The sequence below is a fragment of the Vreelandella boliviensis LC1 genome, assembly GCF_000236035.1.
In the GTDB taxonomy this organism is placed as follows: domain Bacteria; phylum Pseudomonadota; class Gammaproteobacteria; order Pseudomonadales; family Halomonadaceae; genus Vreelandella; species Vreelandella boliviensis.
Genome location: NZ_JH393257.1, coordinates 1,787,430 through 1,808,459 on the forward strand (window position 1 = coordinate 1,787,430; position 21,030 = coordinate 1,808,459).

The window sequence follows — 21,030 nt, forward strand, 5'->3', positions numbered from 1 at the left end:
ACATGGCAACACCTGTGTCGAGCGGTTTTGCGCGAGAGCATGCCACCTTTAATCATGTGTGGGCGGCGCTAATGCTGGAGGAGCTCTACCGCTTAGGCGTGCGCGACGTGGTGCTGGCGCCGGGTTCGCGTTCGTCGCCGTTGACCATGGTGGCCAGCGAGCATGCCGGTTTACGCTGCCACTGCCATTTTGACGAGCGTGGGCTGGGGTTTATGGCCCTTGGGATTGCCAGGGGCAGCCAGCGGCCGGTGGTGATTATCACTACCTCTGGCACCGCCGTGGCAAACCTCTATCCGGCGGTGGTAGAAGCCAGACTGCTTGGCGTGCCGCTGATTGTGCTCTCTGCCGATCGCCCCATTGAGCTGCTGGATAACGGTAGCAACCAGGCCATTGACCAGCGGGATATATTCTCCCGCCACACCATTGTTCACCACGATCTGCCGCCGCCCGATGCTGACATAAAAGCAGCGTTTCTACTTAGCACGATTGATCAAGCGGTTGATCAGCAGCAACGCACCCCTGGGCCCATGCATATTAACTGCCGTTACCGTGAGCCTCTTTACCCCGGCGCCAGCTTAGTGGACGCCAGCGACTATCTCGCCCCTCTAGGGCGCTGGCTGACGGCTTCAAAACCGTGGAGTGATTGGTCATCTAGCCCAGTAACTCCAGCGCTCCACAACGAGTGGGAAACGTTTGCCCAGCAGCGCGGCCTGATTGTGGTAGGCAGCATCGATGATCCGCAGCAGGCGCAGCAAGTGGTTGCGCTCGCCAAGCAGCTGGGCTGGCCACTGTTGGCGGATGTGCAGAGCCAGCTTCGTTTTGATCCCCACAACCTGATTCATTTTGATTTAGCGCTACATGACGCAGGTTTCAGCGCGGAACTGGCCAAAGCCGAGGTGCTGCTGCAGTTTGGCGGTCGACTAATTTCCAAGCGACTCACCCAGTTTATTGCCCAGCAGCCGTGGCAGGATGTCTGGTTGGTTGACCCGCTGCCCCAGCGGCTGGATCCCGACTACTGCGTTAAGCGCCGTTTGATAGGCTCACCTGCTGACTTTATCGCAGCGTTACCAACGCACTCTGAACAATCGCCTTGGCATCAGTTGGATAGCCTTCAGTGCCGCACTAGCCAACTTGTGGAAGAACGATGCACGACTTTCTCAGAGCTGGGTGTTTGTCACCAACTCGCGCGGTTGGCAGAAGGGCAGCTGTTTATCGGCAATAGCCTGCCCGCACGGCTAATGAATATGCTGGGTACGCATCGCCAAACGCCGCTGCAGGTATTCGCCAATCGCGGTGCCTCCGGTATTGATGGCCTGATCGCCACGGCCTATGGCCTTAGCTGCATATGCTCGCAACCCACGACGATTGTGCTGGGCGATACCAGCGCACTGCATGATCTCAACAGCTTGGCGCTGTTAAAGCAGGCCACCCAGCCGCTGGTGGTGGTGATCCTCAATAATGACGGCGGCAGTATTTTTCATATGCTGCCGGTGCCAAAAGAGGGTGAGCTGCTAGAGCGATACTACCGTCAGCCTCACGGCTTGAGTTTCGAACATGCGGCGAAGATGTTTGGGCTTGGCTATTCAGCGCCCGATTCACTTAATGCCTTCGCGGCGGCTTATACCCAGGCGTTAACGGCGGGCGTTACACTGATCGAGATTAACGTACCCCATCAGCAGGTCGCCGATGATCTCAAAGCGCTTGGCGCAGCGATTCGAGGGGAGCCGCGTGAGTCGTAAACCTCTGCAGCAGGCGCCAACCCTGGTACTGCTTCACGGCCTGCTGGGCGATCACCAGGACTGGGCGGAGGTCATCGCTGGCTTGGAGGGCATTAACTGCCTTGCGCTGGATTTACCCGGCCACGGTCAGAATCATCAGGTACAAGTAGGCTCTTTTGAAGCGTTTCATCACTGGCTTAGCGATACGCTGATAACCCACGATATTGACCGCTACTGCCTGCTGGGCTACTCCCTGGGCGGGCGTTTGGCGCTGTACCATGCCAGCCGTCAGCCACCGGGCCTGGAGGCGCTCTGGCTGGAGAGCGCTCATCCAGGGCTGCCAACCAGTGAGCGCTCCGCACGCATTGCCCATGATGAAAAGTGGGCCAGACGCTTTGAGCAGGAGCCGCTGGAAGAGGTGCTTACCGACTGGTACCAGCAGCCGGTATTTGCTGATCTCACCGAAGCGCAACGTCATCGGCAAATTCACCGTCGACTGGCTAATCACGGGCCAGCCGTCGCTGCGATGCTGCGGGCAACGTCGCTCGGTCATCAGCCCTCGCTATGGAGTTGGCTGGAAAACACCCGACTACCGGTCAGCTATTTTTCAGGCCAGCGAGATGCCAAGTTCCACACCTTAGCGGCCCACCTAACAACAATGGCCCCGAACCTGCGCCATATCACGCTGGAAGGGGGCCATAATCTTCATATTGAGCAACCAGAGGCGTTCTCACAGCAGCTTAACGCTTGGTTTAATACCGAAAGCTGACGGTTCAATCAGCTGATCAGCATCAACCAAGGCAAGCCGATCACCAGCCAAACCACCAAGAACAGCAGCCCGAAGATCGCTCCTAGCCGCCAAAACAGCGCGCTGGGCAGGTAACCGCTGCCGTAGTAGACCGGGCTTGGCCCAGTGCCGTAGGGAGTGAGGATACCCATAAAGCCGAGAGTGGGGAGCAGGAGCAGAATAAACATTTGCATATCCAGCCCGGCAATACCCGATGCCGCCGCCAGAATCACCGGCAGCAGGGCGGTCACGTGGGCCGTTACGCTGGCAAAGAAGTAGTGCAGCAGGTAGAAGATCACCACCAGCGCCACCATGGCCATCAACGGGTCGAAGTGGCTTATCTGCCCACCGACAACGTTGCCAAACCAGTTAACGAACCCTACCTGACTTAGCCCACCAGCCAGCGCCACCAGGGTGGCAAACCACACAAAGGTATTCCAGGCGGCCCGGTTATCGAGAATATCGCTCCAGGTCACAATGCCGGTTAACAGCATGCCGCAAATCACGACAAGGCCTACCAGCGATCCAGAGATGATGCTGCCAGCAAAAATCCATAGCAGCAGGGCGGTGACCACCATAATGACCAGCATTATTTCATGGCGTGTCAGCGCGCCCAGCTTGGTTAATTCCTGTCCTGCCCAGTCGGAAATTTCATCGCCCGCTTTCACTTCCGGCGCGCAGAGCCAATAGCTTAGCAGTGGTACCAGCAGAAGCAGCAGAATGCCCGCTGGCACGACCGCCATAAACCACTGCCCCCAATTGATATGAATGCCGGTGGTGCTTTCGGTTAGCGCGATCGCCAGTAGGTTAGGGGCCAGCGCGGTCAAAAACAGCGAGCTAGTCACGCAGGTTGAGGCCAGCGCTGTCCACATTAGAAAGCTGCCCATGCGCTTCATGCTGGGGTCGTTGGGGTGCGAATCGTAAAGCGGCGGAAGATTACGAATCACGGGGTAGATTGTGCCCGCACTGCGCGCCGTATTGGAGGGCGTAAACGGCGCCAGAATGCCATCGGCAATCATCACCGCGTAACCCAGGGTTAACGTGCGTTTCCCCATTGCCTTAACCAGCCAGAGGGAAATTCGCCGACCTAAGCCGGTTTTTTCATACCCCAGGGCAAACATAAAGGCGCCGAAAATCAGCCAGACGGTAGAGTTGGTAAAGCCCGACACCGCCCAAGAAAAGGCTTGGCTGGCGGGATTAAAGCCGTCAGCGGCTAGCTGTTCTGGGGAGAACAGCACCCACCTTGAAAGCAATGCCACCAAGGTAACGCCGATTAGGCCCACCACTGCGCCCGGTAGCGGTTCAAGGATCAAACCGACCACGCAGCCGAGAAAAATGGCTAAAAAATACCATGCGTGGGGTGCTAGCCCCAGGGGTGTGGGTATCAGCGCGACGATAATAGCGACTGCTAGCGGCGCTAACAGTTTCCATCGCGGTGAGGGTTGAGCATTAGTCATCATGCGGCACCTCTCTTGAGCCTGTTTTGGCTATTTTTATTTGCTTAGCAGATAAGTATCTGCCCGGCAGCGAGTGGCTTGAAGAGTAGGTGCTGCGGGGCGAGGGGAACAGCAATACCCACTCGATTCACTGCTTCCTTGATGCACGTCAATAGTCCTTTCGACTAATAAGCAAAGCCTGCCAAAGGCGTGGTAAGTTCGAGTAATGAAAGGGCACCGAAGAGTGCCGCCAGTACCACCTTTGACTTGGCTAATGGAAGGGGTTGTCATGCAGCAGCGAGATTTCGATATTGTCATTGTGGGTGGGGGTGGCGCAGGCTTACGCGCTGCTATTGGTGCTGCAGAGCACGCCAAAGAGCACAACACTCCGCAACGCATTGCGCTGCTGTCCAAGGTGTACCCCATGCGCTCGCATACCGTGGCGGCAGAAGGTGGGGCGGCTGCCGTGACCAGTGCCGAGGATACTCATCAGGCGCACTTTGACGACACGGTGTCAGGCGGTGATTGGTTGGTTGAACAGGGAGTAGTCGACTACTTTGTCCATCACGCTTATCAAGAGCTGGTGCAGATGGAGCGTTGGGGCTGCCCATGGAGCCGTAAAGACGATGGCCAAGTACAGGTGCGCCGCTTTGGTGGCATGAAAACCGCCCGCACGTGGTTCGCGGCCGACAAAACCGGCTTCCATATGCTCCACACGCTGTTTCAGACCTCACTAAAATACCCTGAAATCGAGCGCTTTGATGAGTTCTTTGTGCTCGATCTGGCGGTACACGAAGGTGCCGTGATTGGCGTGATTGCCCTGCAGATCGCCACCGGTGAACTGACCCTGCTGCGCGCTAAAGCAGTGATCCTCGCCACCGGCGGCGCAGGGCGCTTGTTCCGTTTTAATACCAATGCCGGCATTGTCACCGGTGACGGCATGGCGATGGCCTATCGTCACGGTGTAGCGCTGCGGGATATGGAGTTTGTCCAATACCACCCCACCGGCTTACCTGGCTCCGGAATTTTGATTACCGAAGCGTGCCGGGGCGAAGGTGGCATTTTGCTCAATAAAGATGGTTACCGATATTTGCAGGATTACGGCCTCGGTCCGGAAACTCCGCTTGGCAAGCCGGAAAACAAATATATGGAACTGGGGCCACGGGACAAACTCTCCCAAGCCTTTTGGCAGGAGCAGCAAGCGGGCCGCACTGGCAAGTTTGGTGACAGTGATGTGGTTTATCTCGACCTGCGCCACCTGGGAGAAAAGTATATTCTGGAGCGCCTGCCGTTTATCTGCGAGCTGGCCAAAGCCTATATCAATGTTGACCCGGTGAAAGAGCCCATTCCCATTCGCCCGGCGGTTCACTACACGATGGGTGGGATTGAAACCGACCCTCAGTGCGAAACCTCTATCACTGGGCTCTACGCCGCCGGGGAGTGCGCCTCGGTGGGGTTGCACGGCGCTAACCGCCTAGGCTCCAATTCGCTAACCGAGCTACTGGTCTTTGGCCGCTTAGCTGGTGAGCAAGCCAGTAAGCGCGCGGCGCAAACCGAGTGGGCCGATATGCACCTGCTAGAAGCCCAGGGCGACCGCCAGCAAGCCAAGCTGCTGCGACTATGCGATGGCAGCGGCAGTGAGGAAAGCTGGGTAGCGCTAAAGCACGCCATGGTGCAGGCCATGGAGAGCGGCTGCGGGATTTATCGCACCGAAGAGGGCATGCGCCATTCGCTTGAGACCATGCGTCAGCTGCGTGCGCGCTTTAACAAGGTTCGCGTTAACGATACCAGCAAGATTTTTAACACCGAGCTACTTGAGTGTCTGGAACTGGAGTGTGGCCTGGATATTGCCGAAGCCTCTTGTTTGGGGGCGCTTGAGCGCCGCGAATCCCGCGGTGCTCACCAGCGCCTGGATGAGGGCATGCAGAAACGCGACGATGTTAACTACCTCAAGCACAGTCAGGTGTTCTACCAAGGCGATGGCCATGCCGAGCTGCACTGGCAGGATGTCGATGTGCAATTCTCCGCCCCGGCGGAGCGGGCCTATGGCGATGCGGGCAAGGGGAGTAAGGCATGAGCACCGATCAGATCACTACCAAGCAGATCACTACCAAGCACATCAGCGTCAAACGCTACCTGCCGGACAGCTCGGCTGAACCCTACTGGCAGGCGTACGACCTGCCTGTGGATGACAGCACCTCACTGCTGGATGCCCTCAACCATATTAAGGAAGAGCTCGATAGTACCCTGAGCTACCGCTGGTCATGCCGGATGGCGATTTGCGGCTCCTGCGGGGTCATGGTCAATGGCATTCCCAAGCTCGGCTGCAAAACCTTCCTGCGCGATTATGAAGGTGAAATCCGTATCGAGCCGTTATCCCACTTCCCCGTGCAGCGGGATCTTGTGGTGGATATGGAGATATTCCTTGAGCATTTGGCCGCGGTTAAGCCCTACTTAATTGACGACAACCCGGTGAAACCGTACGACCCGCAGGCGCCGGAAACCTATCAACAGTCACCCGAACAGCTCGCCCGCTATAAGCAGTTCGCTAACTGCATTAATTGTGGCCTCTGCTACTCGGCCTGCCCGCAGTTTGGGCTGAACCCTGAATTCCTTGGCCCAGCGGCGCTAACGCTGGCCCACCGTTACAACCTGGATAGCCGCGATCACGGCAAAAAACAGCGTATGGCCGAACTTAACCGCCACGACGGCGTATGGAGCTGCACCTTTGTGGGTTTCTGCTCGAAGGTGTGCCCTAAACACGTTGACCCCGCCGCCGCCGTCAATCAGGGCAAGGTCGAAGCGGCCAAACACACACTCATTGCGCTGTTTAAAGGTTAGGGGGAGGAACATCATGGATAAATTATCAACACAACGCCTGCCGCTGCTGAAACGCAACTGGTGGCTGAAACACCGTTTTTTTAAGCTTTATATGCTGCGCGAAGCAACGGTGCTGCCACTGGTGTTTTTCACCCTCTGTTTACTGGCCGGTATGGTGGCGCTTCTTCAAGGGGCGGATAGCTGGCAGGGGTGGATCGCCTTTATGGGTTCACCCATTGTGCTGGCGCTGAACCTTCTAGCCCTGGCTGCGAGCCTGTTTCACGCCGCTACTTTCTTTGTGCTATTCCCCCGGGTGATGCCGATTCGTATCGCCGGGCATAGCCTGCCTGATCAGGCCATCGTCGCCGGGCAGTGGGCAGGCGTGGTGGCGGTTGCGCTGCTATTTTTCTGGCTACTGGGGAGGGTATAGGCATGAGCATTAGTAAACATGCTACACAGCATAAACAAGCCTTTGACGAACCGCTCTGGTGGGGGCTTTTCAGCGCGGGCGGCATCTGTTTTGCCGTCTTTCTGCCCGCAGTGATTCTGTTTATAGCCGTTCTACTGCCCCTTGGCCTACTGCCTGCCGAGGCGCTGAGCTATGAACGGGCATCAACGCTGCTGTTTAGCGTGCCGGGCTTCCTGTTTGTTGGGGCGGTGGTCTGTTTGCCGCTATTTCATGCCGCTCACCGTCTGCGTCATGGGATGTTTGATATAAGCGTGGGCAATGACGCACTTAACAAAAAACTGATGTACGGTGGGGCTGCGCTGTTAAGCATTGTGGCGCTGGGCATAGTGGTGACGGGTTTCCTTCGCTAAACGGCGTCTTGTTAGTACCTTACCCCTGACAGATAAAAAACGAGAGTGGCATGATCAACGGACTCACTGAAACAGAACTCTACGCGGCGATCGAGTGGCAGGATCACTCAAACGACTACCAGGATATTCTGTATCACACCTCCCGGGACGGCATTGCCCGCATCACCATCAATCGCCCCGAGGTGCGCAACGCCTTTCGTCCGCTAACCGTTAGCGAGATGGCTCAAGCGCTTAACCGCGCCCGCCACGACAGTGCCATTGGGGCGATTATTCTCACCGGTGCCGGCGATAAAGCCTTCTGTTCCGGCGGTGACCAGCGCATTCGCGGTGACTATGGCGGCTACCAAGATGAAGAGGGCACCCACCACCTCAACGTACTGGATTTCCAACGCGATATTCGCACCTGTCCTAAGCCGATTATCGCCATGGTGGCGGGTTATGCCATTGGCGGCGGCCATGTGCTGCACCTGATGTGTGATCTGACCATCGCCGCCGATAACGCGGTTTTCGGCCAAACAGGCCCCAAGGTAGGCTCCTTCGATGGCGGCTACGGCGCCTCCTATATGGCGCGCATTGTGGGCCAGAAAAAGGCTCGGGAGATCTGGTTCCTATGCCGCCAGTACAGCGCTGCGCAGGCGCTGGAAATGGGGCTAGTCAACCATGTGGTGCCGCTCGACGAACTGGAAAAAGAGAGCGTGCGCTGGTGCCGCGAGATGCTGCAGCACAGCCCCATGGCGCTGCGCTGCCTGAAAGCTTCGCTCAATGCCGACTGCGACGGCCAGGCCGGGCTTCAAGAGCTGGCGGGCAACGCCACTATGCTCTATTACATGACCGAAGAGGGCCAGGAGGGTCGAAACGCCTTTAACGAGAAGCGCCGCCCGGATTTTTCCCGCTATCCGCGCAATCCATAATGCAGCTGGCGCTCTACCGCTACTCCCTACCGTTTCGCCAGCCGCTGATGTTTAAAGGCAATCGGCTATCAAACAGGCAAGGGCTGCTGGTGTGCATCAACGGCCAGTGGGGCGAGATAGCCCCGCTGCCTGGCTTCTCGACGGAAACCCTCGCCGAAGCACAAGCTGAAAGTCTGGCCTGCCTTGCAACTATGCAGCGTGGTGAGAAAGCCAGGCCAAAGTTACCTTCAGTACAGTTTGGGTTCGACTGCGCCCAGCGCCAATGGCCTGCCAACCTTCCTGCGCCTTTACCGCCCTATCCACTGCTCCAAGGCGCGCCCAGGGAATTGATGCTCGGGCTTGATAATATCGTGACCGGTTGGGTGGCTTTGCCACCGTCTCGGCTCAAGCTCAAGGTGGCGCGCTACGCCATGGAAGAGGAACTGGCGCTGATTAACCAGCTCGCCATTCGGCTACCCACGACTAAGCTGATTCTGGATGCCAACGGCGGTTGGACTCGGGAAGAAGCCCAGCGTTTCTGCGCGCGACTCCCCCTTAAACAGATCGACTACCTTGAAGAGCCCTGCGCTGCCTTGGCCGACACCATCGCTGTAGCGGCGGCAACGGGTATACCCATCGCCTTGGATGAGACGCTATCCCGCCAGGAAGAGTGGCACTATCACCCGCAGCTTAAAGCCCTGGTGATCAAACCCACCTTGATCGGCTCGCTAAGTGCCTGCGAAGCACTCGTTAAACGGGCGCGAGCGGACAACCTACGCGTGGTAGTCTCCTCCAGCTTTGAATCCGATTTAGGTCTTGGTCTGGTTGCTCGGTTGGCCAGTGAGTGGGCGTCCGATGAGCCGCCGGGGTTGGATACCGGCCATTGGTTAGCTGAGCGAGTTACCACTGCCGCGGGCGAAGTGATGACAGAAAATTTGCACTGCCTCTCTAAAATGGAAAGTTCAGCGTGATAGACACCTGCCCCATTCACTACTGGGCCAAAGAGACCCCCGAGCATATTGCAATAGAGGCTGGCTCGATGCGCTTGAGCTACCGAACGCTCAATCGGCGGGTGGCGTCTTTAGCGCAGCAACTGGCTCGGAAAGGTTTTGTGCCCGGTGATCGCTTAGTGGTGCCCGCCAAAGGCTCGCTTGAGTCCTTGCTACTGGCTTGGGCTTGCCTGCGGGCAGGGGTTGTGTTCTGCCCGCTTAACCCTGCGTTTCCCGTTGCCCAGCAGCTCGGCTTAGCTAAACGTTTGCAGGCTGGCCGGGTTTGCCAAACGGAAAGCGAGCATCATTATCCTGCTGAACTAACGCCGATCAGCTTTGATTTTCTGGCGGAAGCTGATGCGGGGGAGCCACCGGTGCTGGATGGCAACCAGTTGTGCAACACGATTTTTACTTCTGGCTCCAGCGGCACGCCCAAGGCGGTGCTGCACCGAGTGGGCAATCATTTGGCCTCTGCACGCGGCTCGGCGGAGTTAATTCCCGTTGATCAAAAAAGTGGCTGGCTGCTGTCGCTGCCGCTGTTTCATATCGGTGGCTACGCGATTCCGTTTCGGGTCTTTCTTGCCGGTGGGCGGGTGATCCTCGACGAGGCGCCCCATACCTTGGCGGAGCGACTAGAGCAGCAGGCGATTAGCCACCTTTCTCTGGTACCTACTCAACTGTGGCGGCTGCTGCAGGCGGGCTTTACGCCCCAGCGCACCCGACTGCGTGAGCTACTGTTGGGCGGGGCGGCGATCCCCGCGCCGCTGGTGGCGCAGATGACATCGCTAGGGCTGACGCCGAAAGTTAGCTACGGGCTATCCGAGATGGCCAGCCAGGTCTGTACCGGTATACCCACTGCGCCGGGCGTGGTCGGCAAGCCACTGCCGGGCCGCGAAGTGAGGGTGGTCGATGGGGAAATCCAGCTGCGCGGCGAGACCCTGTTCTGTGGCTATTTAAACAATGGCAGTCTAGACCCAGCCCTCAACGCAGAAGGCTGGTTTCCCACCCGGGACAAGGGGCACTTCAACGCGGACGGGGCGCTGGTGGTGGAAGGGCGGCTCGATAACGGCTTTATCTCCGGCGGCGAAAATATTCAGCCGGAAAGTATTGAGCAGCGTTTAGTCGACCACCCCCGCATCGCCCAGGCGTTAGTCGTACCGGTGCCCCACCCGGAGTGGGGCGAGCGCCCGGTGGCGTTTATCGATTGGCACGGCGCGGCCGTATCGGAACCAGCGCTAACTGCCTGGGTGCGCGAAGCACTGCCCGGCTTTATGGTGCCCGATGCTTGGCTGGCCTGGCCACCTGGGGTGGGCTTCAAACCCTCCCGCAAGGAGTTTGCAGAGCTGGCGCGAGCTCATGTGAGTTGCGCCGTTTAGCTACGCTACCTATTAGTGATCTATTAGTACCTACTCTGCTAGGCCAGCAGCATCCAGCATGGCGTGTAGTAGCACGTTACAGCCAGCGTGAACGTGCTCCTGCGTGGCGCTCTCAATTTCGTTGTGGCTAATGCCATCCTTGCAGGGAATAAAGATCATCGCGGCGGGCGCCACGCGGCCGACAAACATCGCATCGTGGCCAGCGCCGCTGATGATATCTATATGCGAGAGATTGAGTTTCGCGGCTCCCTGACGTACGGCGTCAACACACGCTTTATTGAAGTGTTCAGGTGCAAAATCTGCGGTAGGAGTTAGCTCGTACTCTAAACCGTGACGTTGGCAGATTTCTTCAACGGCGGCGGTCACGGCCTGACCCATTGACTCCAGGGCTTCAGGCTCCCAGTGGCGCATATCCAGGGTCATTTTGACCTGGCCGGGAATCACGTTGCGCGAACCTGGGTGCAGGGTCATACAGCCCACCGTGCCACGCCCGTGGGGTTGATGATCAAAGGCAATCCTGTTGAGTGCTTGGGTGACTTCTGCTGCGCCCATCAAGGCATCGCGGCGCAGATTCATCGGGGTAGGACCTGCATGGGCTTCCAGCCCGGTCAGGGTTAAATCGAACCACTTCTGGCCCAAACCACCGATGACCACGCCGATGGTGGTGTCGGTGTCTTCGAGAATAGGGCCTTGCTCGATATGCGGTTCAAAGTAGGCTTTGATCTCGCTTGGTGAGACCGTATCGCTGCCGCGGTAGTGAATAGCATCTAACGCATCGCTTACCGTGACGCCATCGGCGTCGGTGCGCGCTAACATGGCGTCAAATTCCAACACACCACTAAATACCCCGGAACCCATCATGCAAGGAGGGAAGCGGCAGCCCTCTTCATTGGTCCAGGCGACGACTTCGATGGGGGATTGCATCGTAATGTTGTGCTGGTTAAGGGTGCGAATAACTTCCAAGCCTGAGAGCACACCGAAGCAGCCGTCGTACTTGCCGCCGGTTGGCTGGCTATCTAGGTGGCTGCCTGCCATGACAGTTTTGGCGTTGGGGTCGCTGCCTTCACGGCGGGCAAAAATATTGCCGATATTATCAATCCGAATCGTGCAGCCCTCGGCGCGGCACCACTGGATAAATAGATCACGCCCCTGGCGTTCTAAATCGGTAAGCGCCTGACGATTGACGCCGCCTTTAGGGGTGGCGCCTAGCTTGGCCATCTCCATCAGCGATTCCCAAAGTCGATCACTGTCAGTGCGTAAGTCAGCTACGGCGATTTTCGGTTCAGTAAGCGAGTTCATATGACTTCCTTTTATTGAGCACAGGCGAAGCTGGCGACTCCCCGGTTTGTTGTTTGGCTCATTGCTAGAGTAGAGATAAACAAGCCAGTGATACGTATAAATCCTCTAACGTGAACAAAAGAAGAGGGTAATTTTATAAACGTGTCCGGTGGCGCATGCTGATGCCATGCCACATACGATGGAGCTGGACACCATGTTTGGAATAAAAAGCAAAACAACCTCTGAAACCTCGCGTACCTCCTCAACAGATACGCCAGATAAGGCGGCACTTAATCAGCACTATTGGATGCCGTTTAGCGCCAACCGTGACTTCCACGCCAATCCGCGTGTGATTACCGGGGCGGAAGGGCGTTACTACATTGATGACCAGGGCCGTAAGCTGTTCGATTCGCTGTCAGGCCTGTGGACGTGTGGCGCGGGCCACAACCGCGAAGAGATCCAAAAGGCTGTGTCGGTACAGCTCGGCACGCTCGATTTTGCCCCCGGCTTTCAGCTTGCCCATCCGCTGGCGTTCAAACTGGCGGAAAAGGTTGCCAGCCTTACGCCTACTGGGCTTGATCATGTGTTTTTCACCAACTCCGGTTCAGAAGCCGCCGATACCTCGGTCAAGATGGCCAAGGCGTATTGGCGTCTAAAAGGTAAGCCGGAGAAGACCCGTATGATCGGCCGTGCCAAGGGCTATCACGGGGTGAATATTGGCGGTACCAGCCTGGGCGGTATCGGCGGGGAACCTAAACACTACGGCCAGTTAATGGATGTCACCCACCTACCGCATACCTTGCAGGCGGGCCATGCCTTCACCCGTGGCCAAGCGGAAACCGGTGCCGAGCTGGCAGATGCGCTGCTCGATCAAATCGCCCTACACGATGCCTCTACTATTGCGGCGGTGATTGTTGAGCCGATGTCCGGCTCGGCGGGGGTGATTGTGCCGCCAAAGGGCTATCTGGATCGGCTGCGAGAAATCTGCACCTCCCACGATATTCTGCTGATTTTTGACGAAGTGATCACCGCCTTTGGGCGCAGCGGCGCAACCACCGGTGCGGAAGCCTTTGGCGTCACGCCGGATATTATGAACGTGGCGAAACAGATCACTAACGGTGCCATCCCTATGGGCGCGGTGATTGCCTCCAGCGAGATCTTCGACACCTTTATGCACGCCGGTGGCCCCCAGCACGCCGTTGAATTTCCCCATGGCTACACCTACAGCGCCCACCCGGTGGCCTGTGCGGCAGGCTTGGCAGCTCTAGAAATGATGGAGCGTGAGAACTTCCCCGCCCAGGTAAGCGCCATTGCGCCTGCCTTTGAGCAGAAGTTGCACGCCCTGAAAGGCCGCAACCACGTTGTCGATATTCGCAACTACGGTTTAGCAGGCGCCATTCAGCTAACGCCCCGGGACGGCGATCCCATTATCCGCCCAAGAGATGCCCATATGGCGCTCTGGGAAGCGGGCCTTTATGTGCGCTATGGCGGCGACACCCTGCAGTTTGGCCCTCCGTTCGGCACCACCGAGGCCGAGCTAGAGCGGCTGTTCGACGCCGTTGCGACCACCTTGGATTCATTAGCCTAAGCTCCTTGAACTTAGCCTTTGTTGACGTAAATGACTGATCTAAACTTCCGAGAGTTTGAATATGAGTAATGTTTCCCACCTGATTAACGGTGAATTAGTGCAAAGCCAGCGCACGCTGGATGTTACCAACCCATCAACGGGCAAGGTGATTCGCCAAGTGGCTGACGCTGATGCCGCCGATGTAGAGCGTGCGATTGCCGCCGCCCAGGCGGCGTTCCCCGCTTGGCGCGATACGCCGCCTGCAAAGCGCGCCCAGGTGATGTACCGCTTTAAGCAGCTGTTGGAAGATAACGCTGATCGCTTAGTGCAATTAGTCAGCGAAGAGCATGGTAAAACGCCTGAAGACGCCATGGGCGAACTCAAGCGCGGCATTGAGAACGTTGAGTACGCCTGTGGCGTGCCGGAGCTGTTAAAAGGTGAGTACTCCCACAACGTAGGGCCGGGCATTGATGCCTGGTCTAACTTCCAGCCGTTGGGCGTGGTCGCGGGTATCACCCCGTTTAACTTCCCCGCTATGGTGCCGCTGTGGATGTACCCCATGGCCATCGCCTGTGGTAATACCTTCATATTGAAGCCTTCAGAGAAAGACCCTTCGGCGGCGATGGCGGTGGCGGAGTTGCTTCAAGAAGCCGGGCTGCCCAAAGGCGTTATGAATGTAGTTCACGGCGGGCGGGAGGCAGTGGAAACGCTGCTGGATGCCAAGGCTGTTAAAGCGATTTCGTTTGTTGGCTCTACGCCGGTAGCGGAAGCGATTTATTCGCGTGGCTCCGCCGCGGGCAAGCGCGTTCAGGCGTTGGGTGGGGCGAAGAATCACGCCGTGGTACTGCCGGATGCCGATTTGGAAAACGCCGCCAACACCTTAATGGGCGCAGCGTTTGGTAGCTGCGGCGAACGCTGCATGGCGATCTCGGTAGCGGTATGCGTGGGCGACGAGACCGCAGACCGCTTGGTTGAAACGATGCTGCCCAAAATCGCACAGTTAAAAGTTGGCCCTGGCACCAAAAAAGATCTGGATATGGGCCCGCTGGTGACCGCCGAGCACCGCGCTAAAGTGCTCAATTTTATCGAAGATGGTGTAAACGCCGGAGCAACGCTGGTCGCTGATGGTCGTGATCTACAGGTCGCTGGCTACGAGGAAGGCTACTTCGTGGGTGGCTGCCTGTTCGATAACGTCACCGCGGAAATGCGTATTTATCAGGAAGAGATCTTCGGGCCGGTACTTTGCGTGGTGCGGGTCGGTAGCCTGGACGACGCCATGCAACTGATTAACGGCCACGAATACGGCAACGGTACCTGCCTGTTCACTCGCGATGGCGAGGCCGCCCGCCGTTTTACCGATGGCGTTGAAGTAGGCATGGTGGGAGTCAATGTGCCGCTGCCAGTGCCGGTCGCCTACCACAGCTTCGGTGGCTGGAAGCGTTCGCTGTTCGGCGACCTTCACGCCTACGGCCCTGACTCAGTGCGCTTCTACACCCGCCGCAAAGCGGTTTCCCAGCGCTGGCCGTCAGTTAGCGAAGCGACCCGGGCGGAGTTCTCGTTTCCCGCCAATCAAAGTTGACGTGCTAGGGTAAATAGGACATCTTCTCAGCACCGTCGCCCTGCGGCGGTGCTTTTTTAATGCCTATTTAGTGCCTATTTAGTGCCTATTTTCGATGTAAGGAACGAGCGCAGCGTGGCAAGAACCCAGGACGAAATTCGCCAGACCAACGTTAAGAAGATTCTCTTAGCGGCGGAGCAGCTATTTGCCGAAAAAGGCTACGCCGGTGCCTCCATGGGGGAAATCGCCCAGTTGGCCGATATTCCTAAGTCCAATGTGCACTACTACTTCTCCACCAAAAAAGCGCTCTACCAAGATGTGTTATTGGAGCTGTTAGAGGTCTGGAAGCAGGACGCGCTGTGCTTTGAGCTCTACGATGACCCCCGCGTGGTGCTCTCCACCTACATTCGCGCCAAGATGAACCACTCCCGTAATCGCGCCCACGGCTCTAAGGTATGGGCGGCCGAGGTGATGCAAGGCGCCCCTATTCTGAAAGAGCGCCTACGCGACAACCTTTACGAATGGGCCAAACTCAAAGAGTCTAAAATTAGCGAATGGGTCGAGTCAGGTCAGATCAATCCCGTCGAGCCTTCTTACCTCCTTTATATGATCTGGGCCTCCACCCAGCACTACGCCGACTTCGACTACCAAATCTACCTGCTCAACGACGACCAGCCGCTGGACGACCTGCAGTTCGAGAAAGCCGTGCAGTCGGTTACTTCGGTGATTTTGCGCGGGATTGGGCTGACGGCTTAAGTTTTACCTAAGTGCTCTGACTGATCTGAAAATGGGGGTGATGATGGACAATATCGGACAGCCTGTTATCGGCGTTGGCGCTATTCTTGTCCGGCCTGATGGAGCAGTGCTGCTTGGCTACCGCGATAAGCCCGGCGAGTCGCCAAGCTGGTGTCTGCCGGGTGGCCATGTTGATGCGGGCGAGTCATTTAAGACGGCGGCTGTTCGCGAAATTGCTGAAGAGACGAGCATTTCCGAGCTGCAGCGTCCGCAGTTGCTGGCGATAACCCAGAACTTGAATAGTGCAGCCTCTGTAGTGACAGGTGCAGTACTCGCCAACGTGGAGCAGGACGCTGAAGCATTAGTGCTTGAGCCCGACGTATTTACGCAATGGCGCTGGTTCAGTCCAGGTGCGTTCCCCACGCCGTTATTCCCGGCAAGCCAGGCGGTACTTGCCCACTGGCAGGGCCATGAGTTGCCCACCGGCTGGCTGACGTACCCCATCGCCCTAGCAGAGTAAATCTCGCTATGTAGAGAGTAAACTTTCCATCGGTACCGACGTATCAAACTTATGCCGCTTACGCGACAGTAACGTACGGAACTTGCGCAGATTGTCATCGTTATACAGGACGCGGTCGCAGAAGCGGTCGTATTCATCTAAATCAGCCACCGTCACAATCAATACAAAATCACACTCGCCGGTCACCTGATAGCACTGCTTCACTTCAGGGGCGCTTAGCGCTGATGTTAAAAAGCGCTGATAGAGCGACTTGTTATCTCGCTCCATCGTCACCTCCACCACCATATGCAGGCACTGCCCAAGAGCGTTAGGGTTAAGCAGTGCCACCTCCCGTTCGATGATCCCCGCGTCGCGCAATCGCTTAACCCGCTTTAAACAGGCAGAGGGAGAGAGCCCTATCTCATCTGCGAGCGCTTGATTGGTTAGGCTGGCGTCACGCTGAAGCTGGTCAAGGATTCTTCGATCAATGGCGTCCATGAAATAAAATGCTCTTTCTATGCTCATAAAGAACGAATAGTGATTGTTAATGCGGCATTGAAAAGAAGATTCTGCATTGCCTCCTTTACCATAACGTTTATTCAGACGATGGCAATGGAGAGTTAGAGGCCTATGAGCATTTATCACCTATTGGATGGCTTATGTAGTGTTCTCAAAGACGCGCTGCGGGTATACGTGACGCTACTCAAAATCCTGATTCCGGCGTTGCTCATCGTCAAAGGGTTAGAGTGGTTGGGTGTTGTCGATTGGTTGGGAACGGTACTGGCCCCCTTAATGAGCGTACTTGGTCTACCCGAGCAGTTGGGCGTTGTATGGGCGGCGGCGCTCTTTACCAACTTGTACACCGCCATTGCGGTATTTTTTCAAGTTGCTGGTGATATGCCCTTGAGTGTCGAGCAAGTAACGGTGTTAGGGGCGTTAATGCTGGTAGGGCACTCGATCCCTGTGGAGGGAGCGGTTGCCAAGCGGGCGGGAGTGCCCTGGTGGGCCACGTTAGTCCTGCGTGTCGGTGGGGCTTTACTGTTTGCTTGGTTGTTACACTGTTTTTACTCAACGTTTGGTTTGCTGCAGACACCCGTTGAGCTGATATGGCAGCCAAGCCTTTCATCGGAACCAACGCTAATTGGTTGGTCAGTTGCTCAGCTTGAAACATTAGCGCTTATTTTTGTGATTATTTTAGCGCTGATCGTGCTGATAAAACTGCTGAAAAAATTTGGCCTGGAGCGATGGATTCATTTTGCTTTACAACCGCTACTCAAGCTATTGGGCATTGGCCGTTCGGCCGCTAACGTAACGGTGATTGGGTTCACGCTGGGGCTTAGCTACGGCGCAGGACTGTTGATCCGTGACGTGCAAAACGGTGTGCTTGGCAAGCGCGATAGCACGCTAGCGCTATGCTTTCTCGGCCTCTGCCATAGCGTTATAGAGGATACGCTATTGATCTTAATGCTCGGGGCTGACGTGGCGGGCGTCTTGTGGGGACGGCTGCTGTTTGCCGTTGTGGTTGTCGCGGTGATTGCCCGTTGGCCTGGGCTCATCGCTCGGTTAGATGAGCGAAAGCGACAGTAAACGCCCTAGCCAAGTTTTCTTTGTTTGCACACCGCTTCGACGTTGGTGATCAGTCCTAACTGCCAAAAAACTGGATTTTGTAAGACATTCGCTATTGGTTTTGTAAGAGATCTCTTAAAAACCGCTGACTGAATTGATTTTCTTAGTGGATGCTGTAGTTTTTCTTGGCTTTGCTAGTGTAGTCAGTCTTTGTAAGAGCAATAAGATAAATGGCGTCGAGTTAAGACTGCTTTTTATAAAAGCGCCCTTTCTCAGAAAAATGAAAAGGGGTAGTTACGCATGGCGTCATTCAGTAGTGATGGCGTTTGTATTTAGCCTCATTGGGTTTCAGGCGTATGCCTCTATTTATTTCTATTATCACTACCTTTCCTACCGTCATTTTTACGATTTTGCTAAGTGTTGCCGTTATTTACTGGCTAATTTCGTTATCCGGTTTAGTTGATAGCGATGCCGTAGAGGGCGATGGTGGCGCGTTGGATTTTGGGGGCTTACTGGCAACGCTAGGCTTGCACGGCGTTCCCCTACCGTTAGTGATTACGCTGTTGGCATTGATCGGCTGGCTGTTTAGCTACTTCGCTACGCTGCTCCTGGGAACGTACCTTAACCCAGGCTTGTTACTGTGGCTGTTTAATGGCGTTGTGCTGGTTCTAGGTTTTGTAGTTGCCACTATCGTAACTTCCTTACTAATTCGTCCTTTGCGGCCCCTCTTCCATCCCGCTCAACACCTGCCAATTGAGCAGCGACTGACAGGTAAGCAATGCACCGTTCGCTCGGCAGCGGTGAACAAAGAGAAAGGCCGCGCCGATGCACATATCGATGGTGACCATCTTATTTTACAAGTGCGAAGCGACTCAGCGTTGGTGCGGGGTGAGCGAGCCATCATCATTCAATACTTGGTAAATGAAGATGCGTACTGGGTGGTATCTGAGAAAGATTTTGAAGCCGGCTTAGCCGATTAATTGCCTTGGTGCAGGAGATGAAGATGGATTTGTCGTGGATCATGCCACTACTGGTTAGTGTCTGTGTACTTGTTATTGCACTGCTTGTAATACTGTCACTGTTTAAAGCCTTTTATCGGAAGATCGACCAAGGGCAGGCATTGATCGTCAATGACCTTTCCACAACTCCCAAGGTTTACTTTACCGGCGCTATGGTGCTGCCCGTTGTTCACCGTTCGGAAACCATGAAGATCTCGGTGATCACCCTGGAGCTGAACCGTACTGGGAAAGAGGGGTTGATCTGCCGTGACAACCTTCGTGCTGACATCAGCGTGGCGTTTTACCTGCGTGTCAATGCCACCGCCGATGATGTCTTGCGCGTTGCTAAATCCGTTGGTGTTGGCCGTGCGTCAGATCGTGATGCCGTTAACGAGTTGTTTAACGCCAAGTTCAGCGAAGCATTGAAGACCGTCGGTAAAAAGATGGACTTCATGCAACTCTTCGAAGAGCGTCAGCAGTTCCGCGATGCCATCGTTGAGACGATTGGCCAAGACCTGAATGGCTATATTCTCGAAGACGTTGCGATTGATTATTTAGAGCAAACGCCGAAAAGCTCGCTGGATCCGAACAATATTCTGGATTCAGAAGGCATCAAATGTATTACCGAGATTACCGCTCGGCACAACGTTGAAACCAACCGCCTAGAGCGCGACCAAGAACTAGAAATTCAGCGTAAGAATGTCTCCGCTCGTGAAGCCGCGTTAGAGCTGGAGCGCACTCAGGCCGATGCCGAAGCGCGCCAGCGTCGTGAAATCGAAAGCCTGCAATCGCGTGAACAGTCCGAAGCTGAACAAGTGCTTCAGCAAGAGCGTGCGAAAAGCGAAGCCGCGCGGATTAAAACCGACGAAGAACTGGCGATTGCCGATGAGAACAAGCAGCGCCAGATCGAAATGGCCACCAAGGCCCGCGAGCGTGCAGTACAGATCGAAGAGGTGCGGATTCGTCAGGCCAAAGAGCTTGAGGACGTTACCCGTGAGCGCGCGGTAGAAATTGAACGAATCGGCATGGAAAAAGCGCTAGAAGAGGAGCGCAAAGAGATTGCCGAAATTACCAGTCAGCGTATTGCGGTTGAACGCAGCGTGGCGGAAGAAGAAGAGAACATTAACGATGTGCGTAACCGTGCTGAAGCAGAGCGCCAGAAGGTCACTCGCCTGACCGCCGCTCAAGCCGAAGCCGAAGAGCGCAAACTGAAAGAAGTACGCGCGGCAGAAGCGGTGTTTGAGCGCTCCAAACTGGAAGCGGAAGAAACGGTTATTCGCGCGCAAGCCGAGCTGGACGCGGCAGAGAAGAAATCCGCCGCAGAAGAGAAGCAGGCGCGCGGTCATCAAGCCCTTGCCGCGGCAGATGGCTTAGCCGAAGCACAGGTACTGGAAGCCCGTGCTCACGCCCAGCGTAGCGAAGGCTTTGCCCAGGCCGAGGTTAAAACGGCCAATGCGAAAGCCGACGAAGATGCTGGACTGGCGGAAGTACGTATTCTTGAACAGCGCCTTGAAGCCGAGGCGATGGGCGAGGAGAAACTGGGTGCCGCGAAAGCACAGGCACGTGAAGCAATGGCCAAAGCCGAAGCCAATGGCTTGGTCGAGAAGCTGCGCGCTTACGACAATATGTCCGAAGAGGCTCGCCACTTCGAAGAGTTCCGCATGAACCTGGAAGTCCACGAGAAAGAAGTCATGGCGCAAATCGAAGCCCAGCGCATCGGTATGCTCGAAAATGGCAAAGTCATGGCTGCCGCGATGCACAATGCCAAGTTTGAACTGATTGGCGGCGATAGCGATGTGTTTGAAAAACTCACCGCCGGGCTAGGCTACGGTAAAGCAGTACAAGGCGTGCTCGATAAGTCGCCCGCGCTGCAAGCCACGCTGGCAGGCTTGGCGAGCCGTGCTATGAACCCAGGCAAGTCTTCCGAGTCTGCCTAAAGGCTGGGCGGCTCTCGAAGGGGAGAGCCGCCTCACCCTTACCGGTAGTCTCGTACT

19 protein-coding genes are annotated in these 21,030 nt (G+C 56.2%); 16 read left to right on the forward strand and 3 right to left on the reverse strand.

Going from position 1 to position 21,030, the window contains the following annotated elements; all coding sequences use genetic code 11:
- Positions 1 to 2 precede the first annotated feature (2 nt).
- Both menD and menH read left to right on the forward strand, forming a co-directional pair.
- The gene (gene menD, locus KUC_RS07975; protein ID WP_007112657.1) at positions 3 to 1,739 is read left to right on the forward strand and encodes a 2-succinyl-5-enolpyruvyl-6-hydroxy-3-cyclohexene-1-carboxylic-acid synthase; all 1,737 of its coding nucleotides are present in this window, start codon (positions 3 to 5) and stop codon (positions 1,737 to 1,739) included.
- Positions 1,729 to 2,487, forward strand: a complete 759-nt coding sequence (gene menH, locus KUC_RS07980; RefSeq protein WP_007112658.1) for a 2-succinyl-6-hydroxy-2,4-cyclohexadiene-1-carboxylate synthase — start codon at positions 1,729 to 1,731, stop codon at positions 2,485 to 2,487. Before menD ends, menH begins: the two co-directional genes overlap by 11 nt.
- An 8-nt stretch (positions 2,488 to 2,495) precedes the next feature.
- Here the strand turns inward: menH and KUC_RS07985 are convergent, their stop codons facing one another.
- Positions 2,496 to 3,965, reverse strand: coding sequence for an anion permease (locus tag KUC_RS07985; RefSeq protein ID WP_007112659.1), 1,470 nt, complete (start codon positions 3,963 to 3,965; stop codon positions 2,496 to 2,498).
- Positions 3,966 to 4,230: 265 nt separating this feature from the next.
- Here KUC_RS07985 and frdA point away from each other — a divergent pair, with 265 nt between their 5' ends.
- Genes frdA through menE form a run of 7 tightly spaced genes read left to right on the forward strand, consistent with a single transcriptional unit; the run spans position 4,231 to position 10,835 of the window.
- Positions 4,231 to 6,018 (forward strand): fumarate reductase (quinol) flavoprotein subunit, encoded by a 1,788-nt coding sequence (frdA, locus tag KUC_RS07990; protein ID WP_040479908.1) that lies wholly within the window; start codon positions 4,231 to 4,233, stop codon positions 6,016 to 6,018.
- Positions 6,015 to 6,782, forward strand: a complete 768-nt coding sequence (locus tag KUC_RS07995; protein ID WP_007112661.1) for a succinate dehydrogenase/fumarate reductase iron-sulfur subunit — start codon at positions 6,015 to 6,017, stop codon at positions 6,780 to 6,782. The genes frdA and KUC_RS07995 overlap by 4 nt, the downstream gene beginning before the upstream one ends.
- A 13-nt stretch (positions 6,783 to 6,795) precedes the next feature.
- The gene (locus KUC_RS08000) at positions 6,796 to 7,191 is read left to right on the forward strand and encodes a succinate dehydrogenase/fumarate reductase transmembrane subunit (RefSeq protein WP_007112662.1); all 396 of its coding nucleotides are present in this window, start codon (positions 6,796 to 6,798) and stop codon (positions 7,189 to 7,191) included.
- A gap of 2 nt (positions 7,192 to 7,193) precedes the next feature.
- A complete protein-coding gene (gene frdD / locus KUC_RS08005) occupies positions 7,194 to 7,580 on the forward strand; it encodes a fumarate reductase subunit FrdD (protein ID WP_007112663.1) in 387 nt (128 codons plus the stop codon).
- A gap of 50 nt (positions 7,581 to 7,630) precedes the next feature.
- Positions 7,631 to 8,491, forward strand: a complete 861-nt coding sequence (gene menB, locus KUC_RS08010) for a 1,4-dihydroxy-2-naphthoyl-CoA synthase (protein ID WP_007112664.1) — start codon at positions 7,631 to 7,633, stop codon at positions 8,489 to 8,491.
- Positions 8,491 to 9,441, forward strand: coding sequence for an o-succinylbenzoate synthase (gene menC / locus KUC_RS08015; RefSeq protein ID WP_007112665.1), 951 nt, complete (start codon positions 8,491 to 8,493; stop codon positions 9,439 to 9,441). Before menB ends, menC begins: the two co-directional genes overlap by 1 nt.
- Positions 9,438 to 10,835: an o-succinylbenzoate--CoA ligase gene (menE, locus tag KUC_RS08020; RefSeq protein ID WP_007112666.1), complete on the forward strand. Its 1,398-nt coding sequence runs from the start codon at positions 9,438 to 9,440 to the stop codon at positions 10,833 to 10,835. The genes menC and menE overlap by 4 nt, the downstream gene beginning before the upstream one ends.
- Positions 10,836 to 10,865: 30 nt before the next feature.
- On the opposite strand, the gene KUC_RS08025 is transcribed toward menE, so the two are convergent.
- Complete coding sequence (locus KUC_RS08025; RefSeq protein ID WP_007112667.1) at positions 10,866 to 12,134, reverse strand: Zn-dependent hydrolase; 1,269 nt, start codon at positions 12,132 to 12,134, stop codon at positions 10,866 to 10,868.
- 193 nt (positions 12,135 to 12,327) lie between these two features.
- On the opposite strand from KUC_RS08025, the gene aptA reads away from it, so the two are divergent.
- The 4 genes from aptA (at position 12,328) to KUC_RS08045 (ending at position 16,493) form a co-directional block, all read left to right on the forward strand.
- Entirely contained in the window at positions 12,328 to 13,701 is a 1,374-nt protein-coding gene (aptA, locus tag KUC_RS08030; protein WP_040479910.1) for an omega-aminotransferase AptA, read from the forward strand.
- Between the two features lie 61 nt (positions 13,702 to 13,762).
- Positions 13,763 to 15,259 (forward strand): CoA-acylating methylmalonate-semialdehyde dehydrogenase, encoded by a 1,497-nt coding sequence (locus tag KUC_RS08035; protein ID WP_040479912.1) that lies wholly within the window; start codon positions 13,763 to 13,765, stop codon positions 15,257 to 15,259.
- 114 nt (positions 15,260 to 15,373) lie between these two features.
- The gene (locus tag KUC_RS08040; protein WP_040479915.1) at positions 15,374 to 15,994 is read left to right on the forward strand and encodes a TetR/AcrR family transcriptional regulator; all 621 of its coding nucleotides are present in this window, start codon (positions 15,374 to 15,376) and stop codon (positions 15,992 to 15,994) included.
- Between the two features lie 43 nt (positions 15,995 to 16,037).
- On the forward strand, positions 16,038 to 16,493 hold the full coding sequence (locus KUC_RS08045) for a nucleotide triphosphate diphosphatase NUDT15 (protein ID WP_050804819.1): 456 nt from the start codon (positions 16,038 to 16,040) through the stop codon (positions 16,491 to 16,493).
- A gap of 6 nt (positions 16,494 to 16,499) precedes the next feature.
- Here the strand turns inward: KUC_RS08045 and KUC_RS08050 are convergent, their stop codons facing one another.
- Positions 16,500 to 16,970, reverse strand: a complete 471-nt coding sequence (locus KUC_RS08050) for an Lrp/AsnC family transcriptional regulator (protein ID WP_007112672.1) — start codon at positions 16,968 to 16,970, stop codon at positions 16,500 to 16,502.
- 132 nt (positions 16,971 to 17,102) lie between these two features.
- Here KUC_RS08050 and KUC_RS08055 point away from each other — a divergent pair, with 132 nt between their 5' ends.
- The 3 genes from KUC_RS08055 (at position 17,103) to KUC_RS08065 (ending at position 20,973) form a co-directional block, all read left to right on the forward strand.
- Complete coding sequence (locus KUC_RS08055; protein WP_007112673.1) at positions 17,103 to 18,059, forward strand: nucleoside recognition domain-containing protein; 957 nt, start codon at positions 17,103 to 17,105, stop codon at positions 18,057 to 18,059.
- 335 nt (positions 18,060 to 18,394) lie between these two features.
- The gene (locus tag KUC_RS08060; protein ID WP_007112674.1) at positions 18,395 to 19,018 is read left to right on the forward strand and encodes a hypothetical protein; all 624 of its coding nucleotides are present in this window, start codon (positions 18,395 to 18,397) and stop codon (positions 19,016 to 19,018) included.
- A gap of 23 nt (positions 19,019 to 19,041) precedes the next feature.
- Complete coding sequence (locus KUC_RS08065; RefSeq protein ID WP_040479917.1) at positions 19,042 to 20,973, forward strand: hypothetical protein; 1,932 nt, start codon at positions 19,042 to 19,044, stop codon at positions 20,971 to 20,973.
- The last annotated feature ends 57 nt before the right edge of the window (positions 20,974 to 21,030 follow it).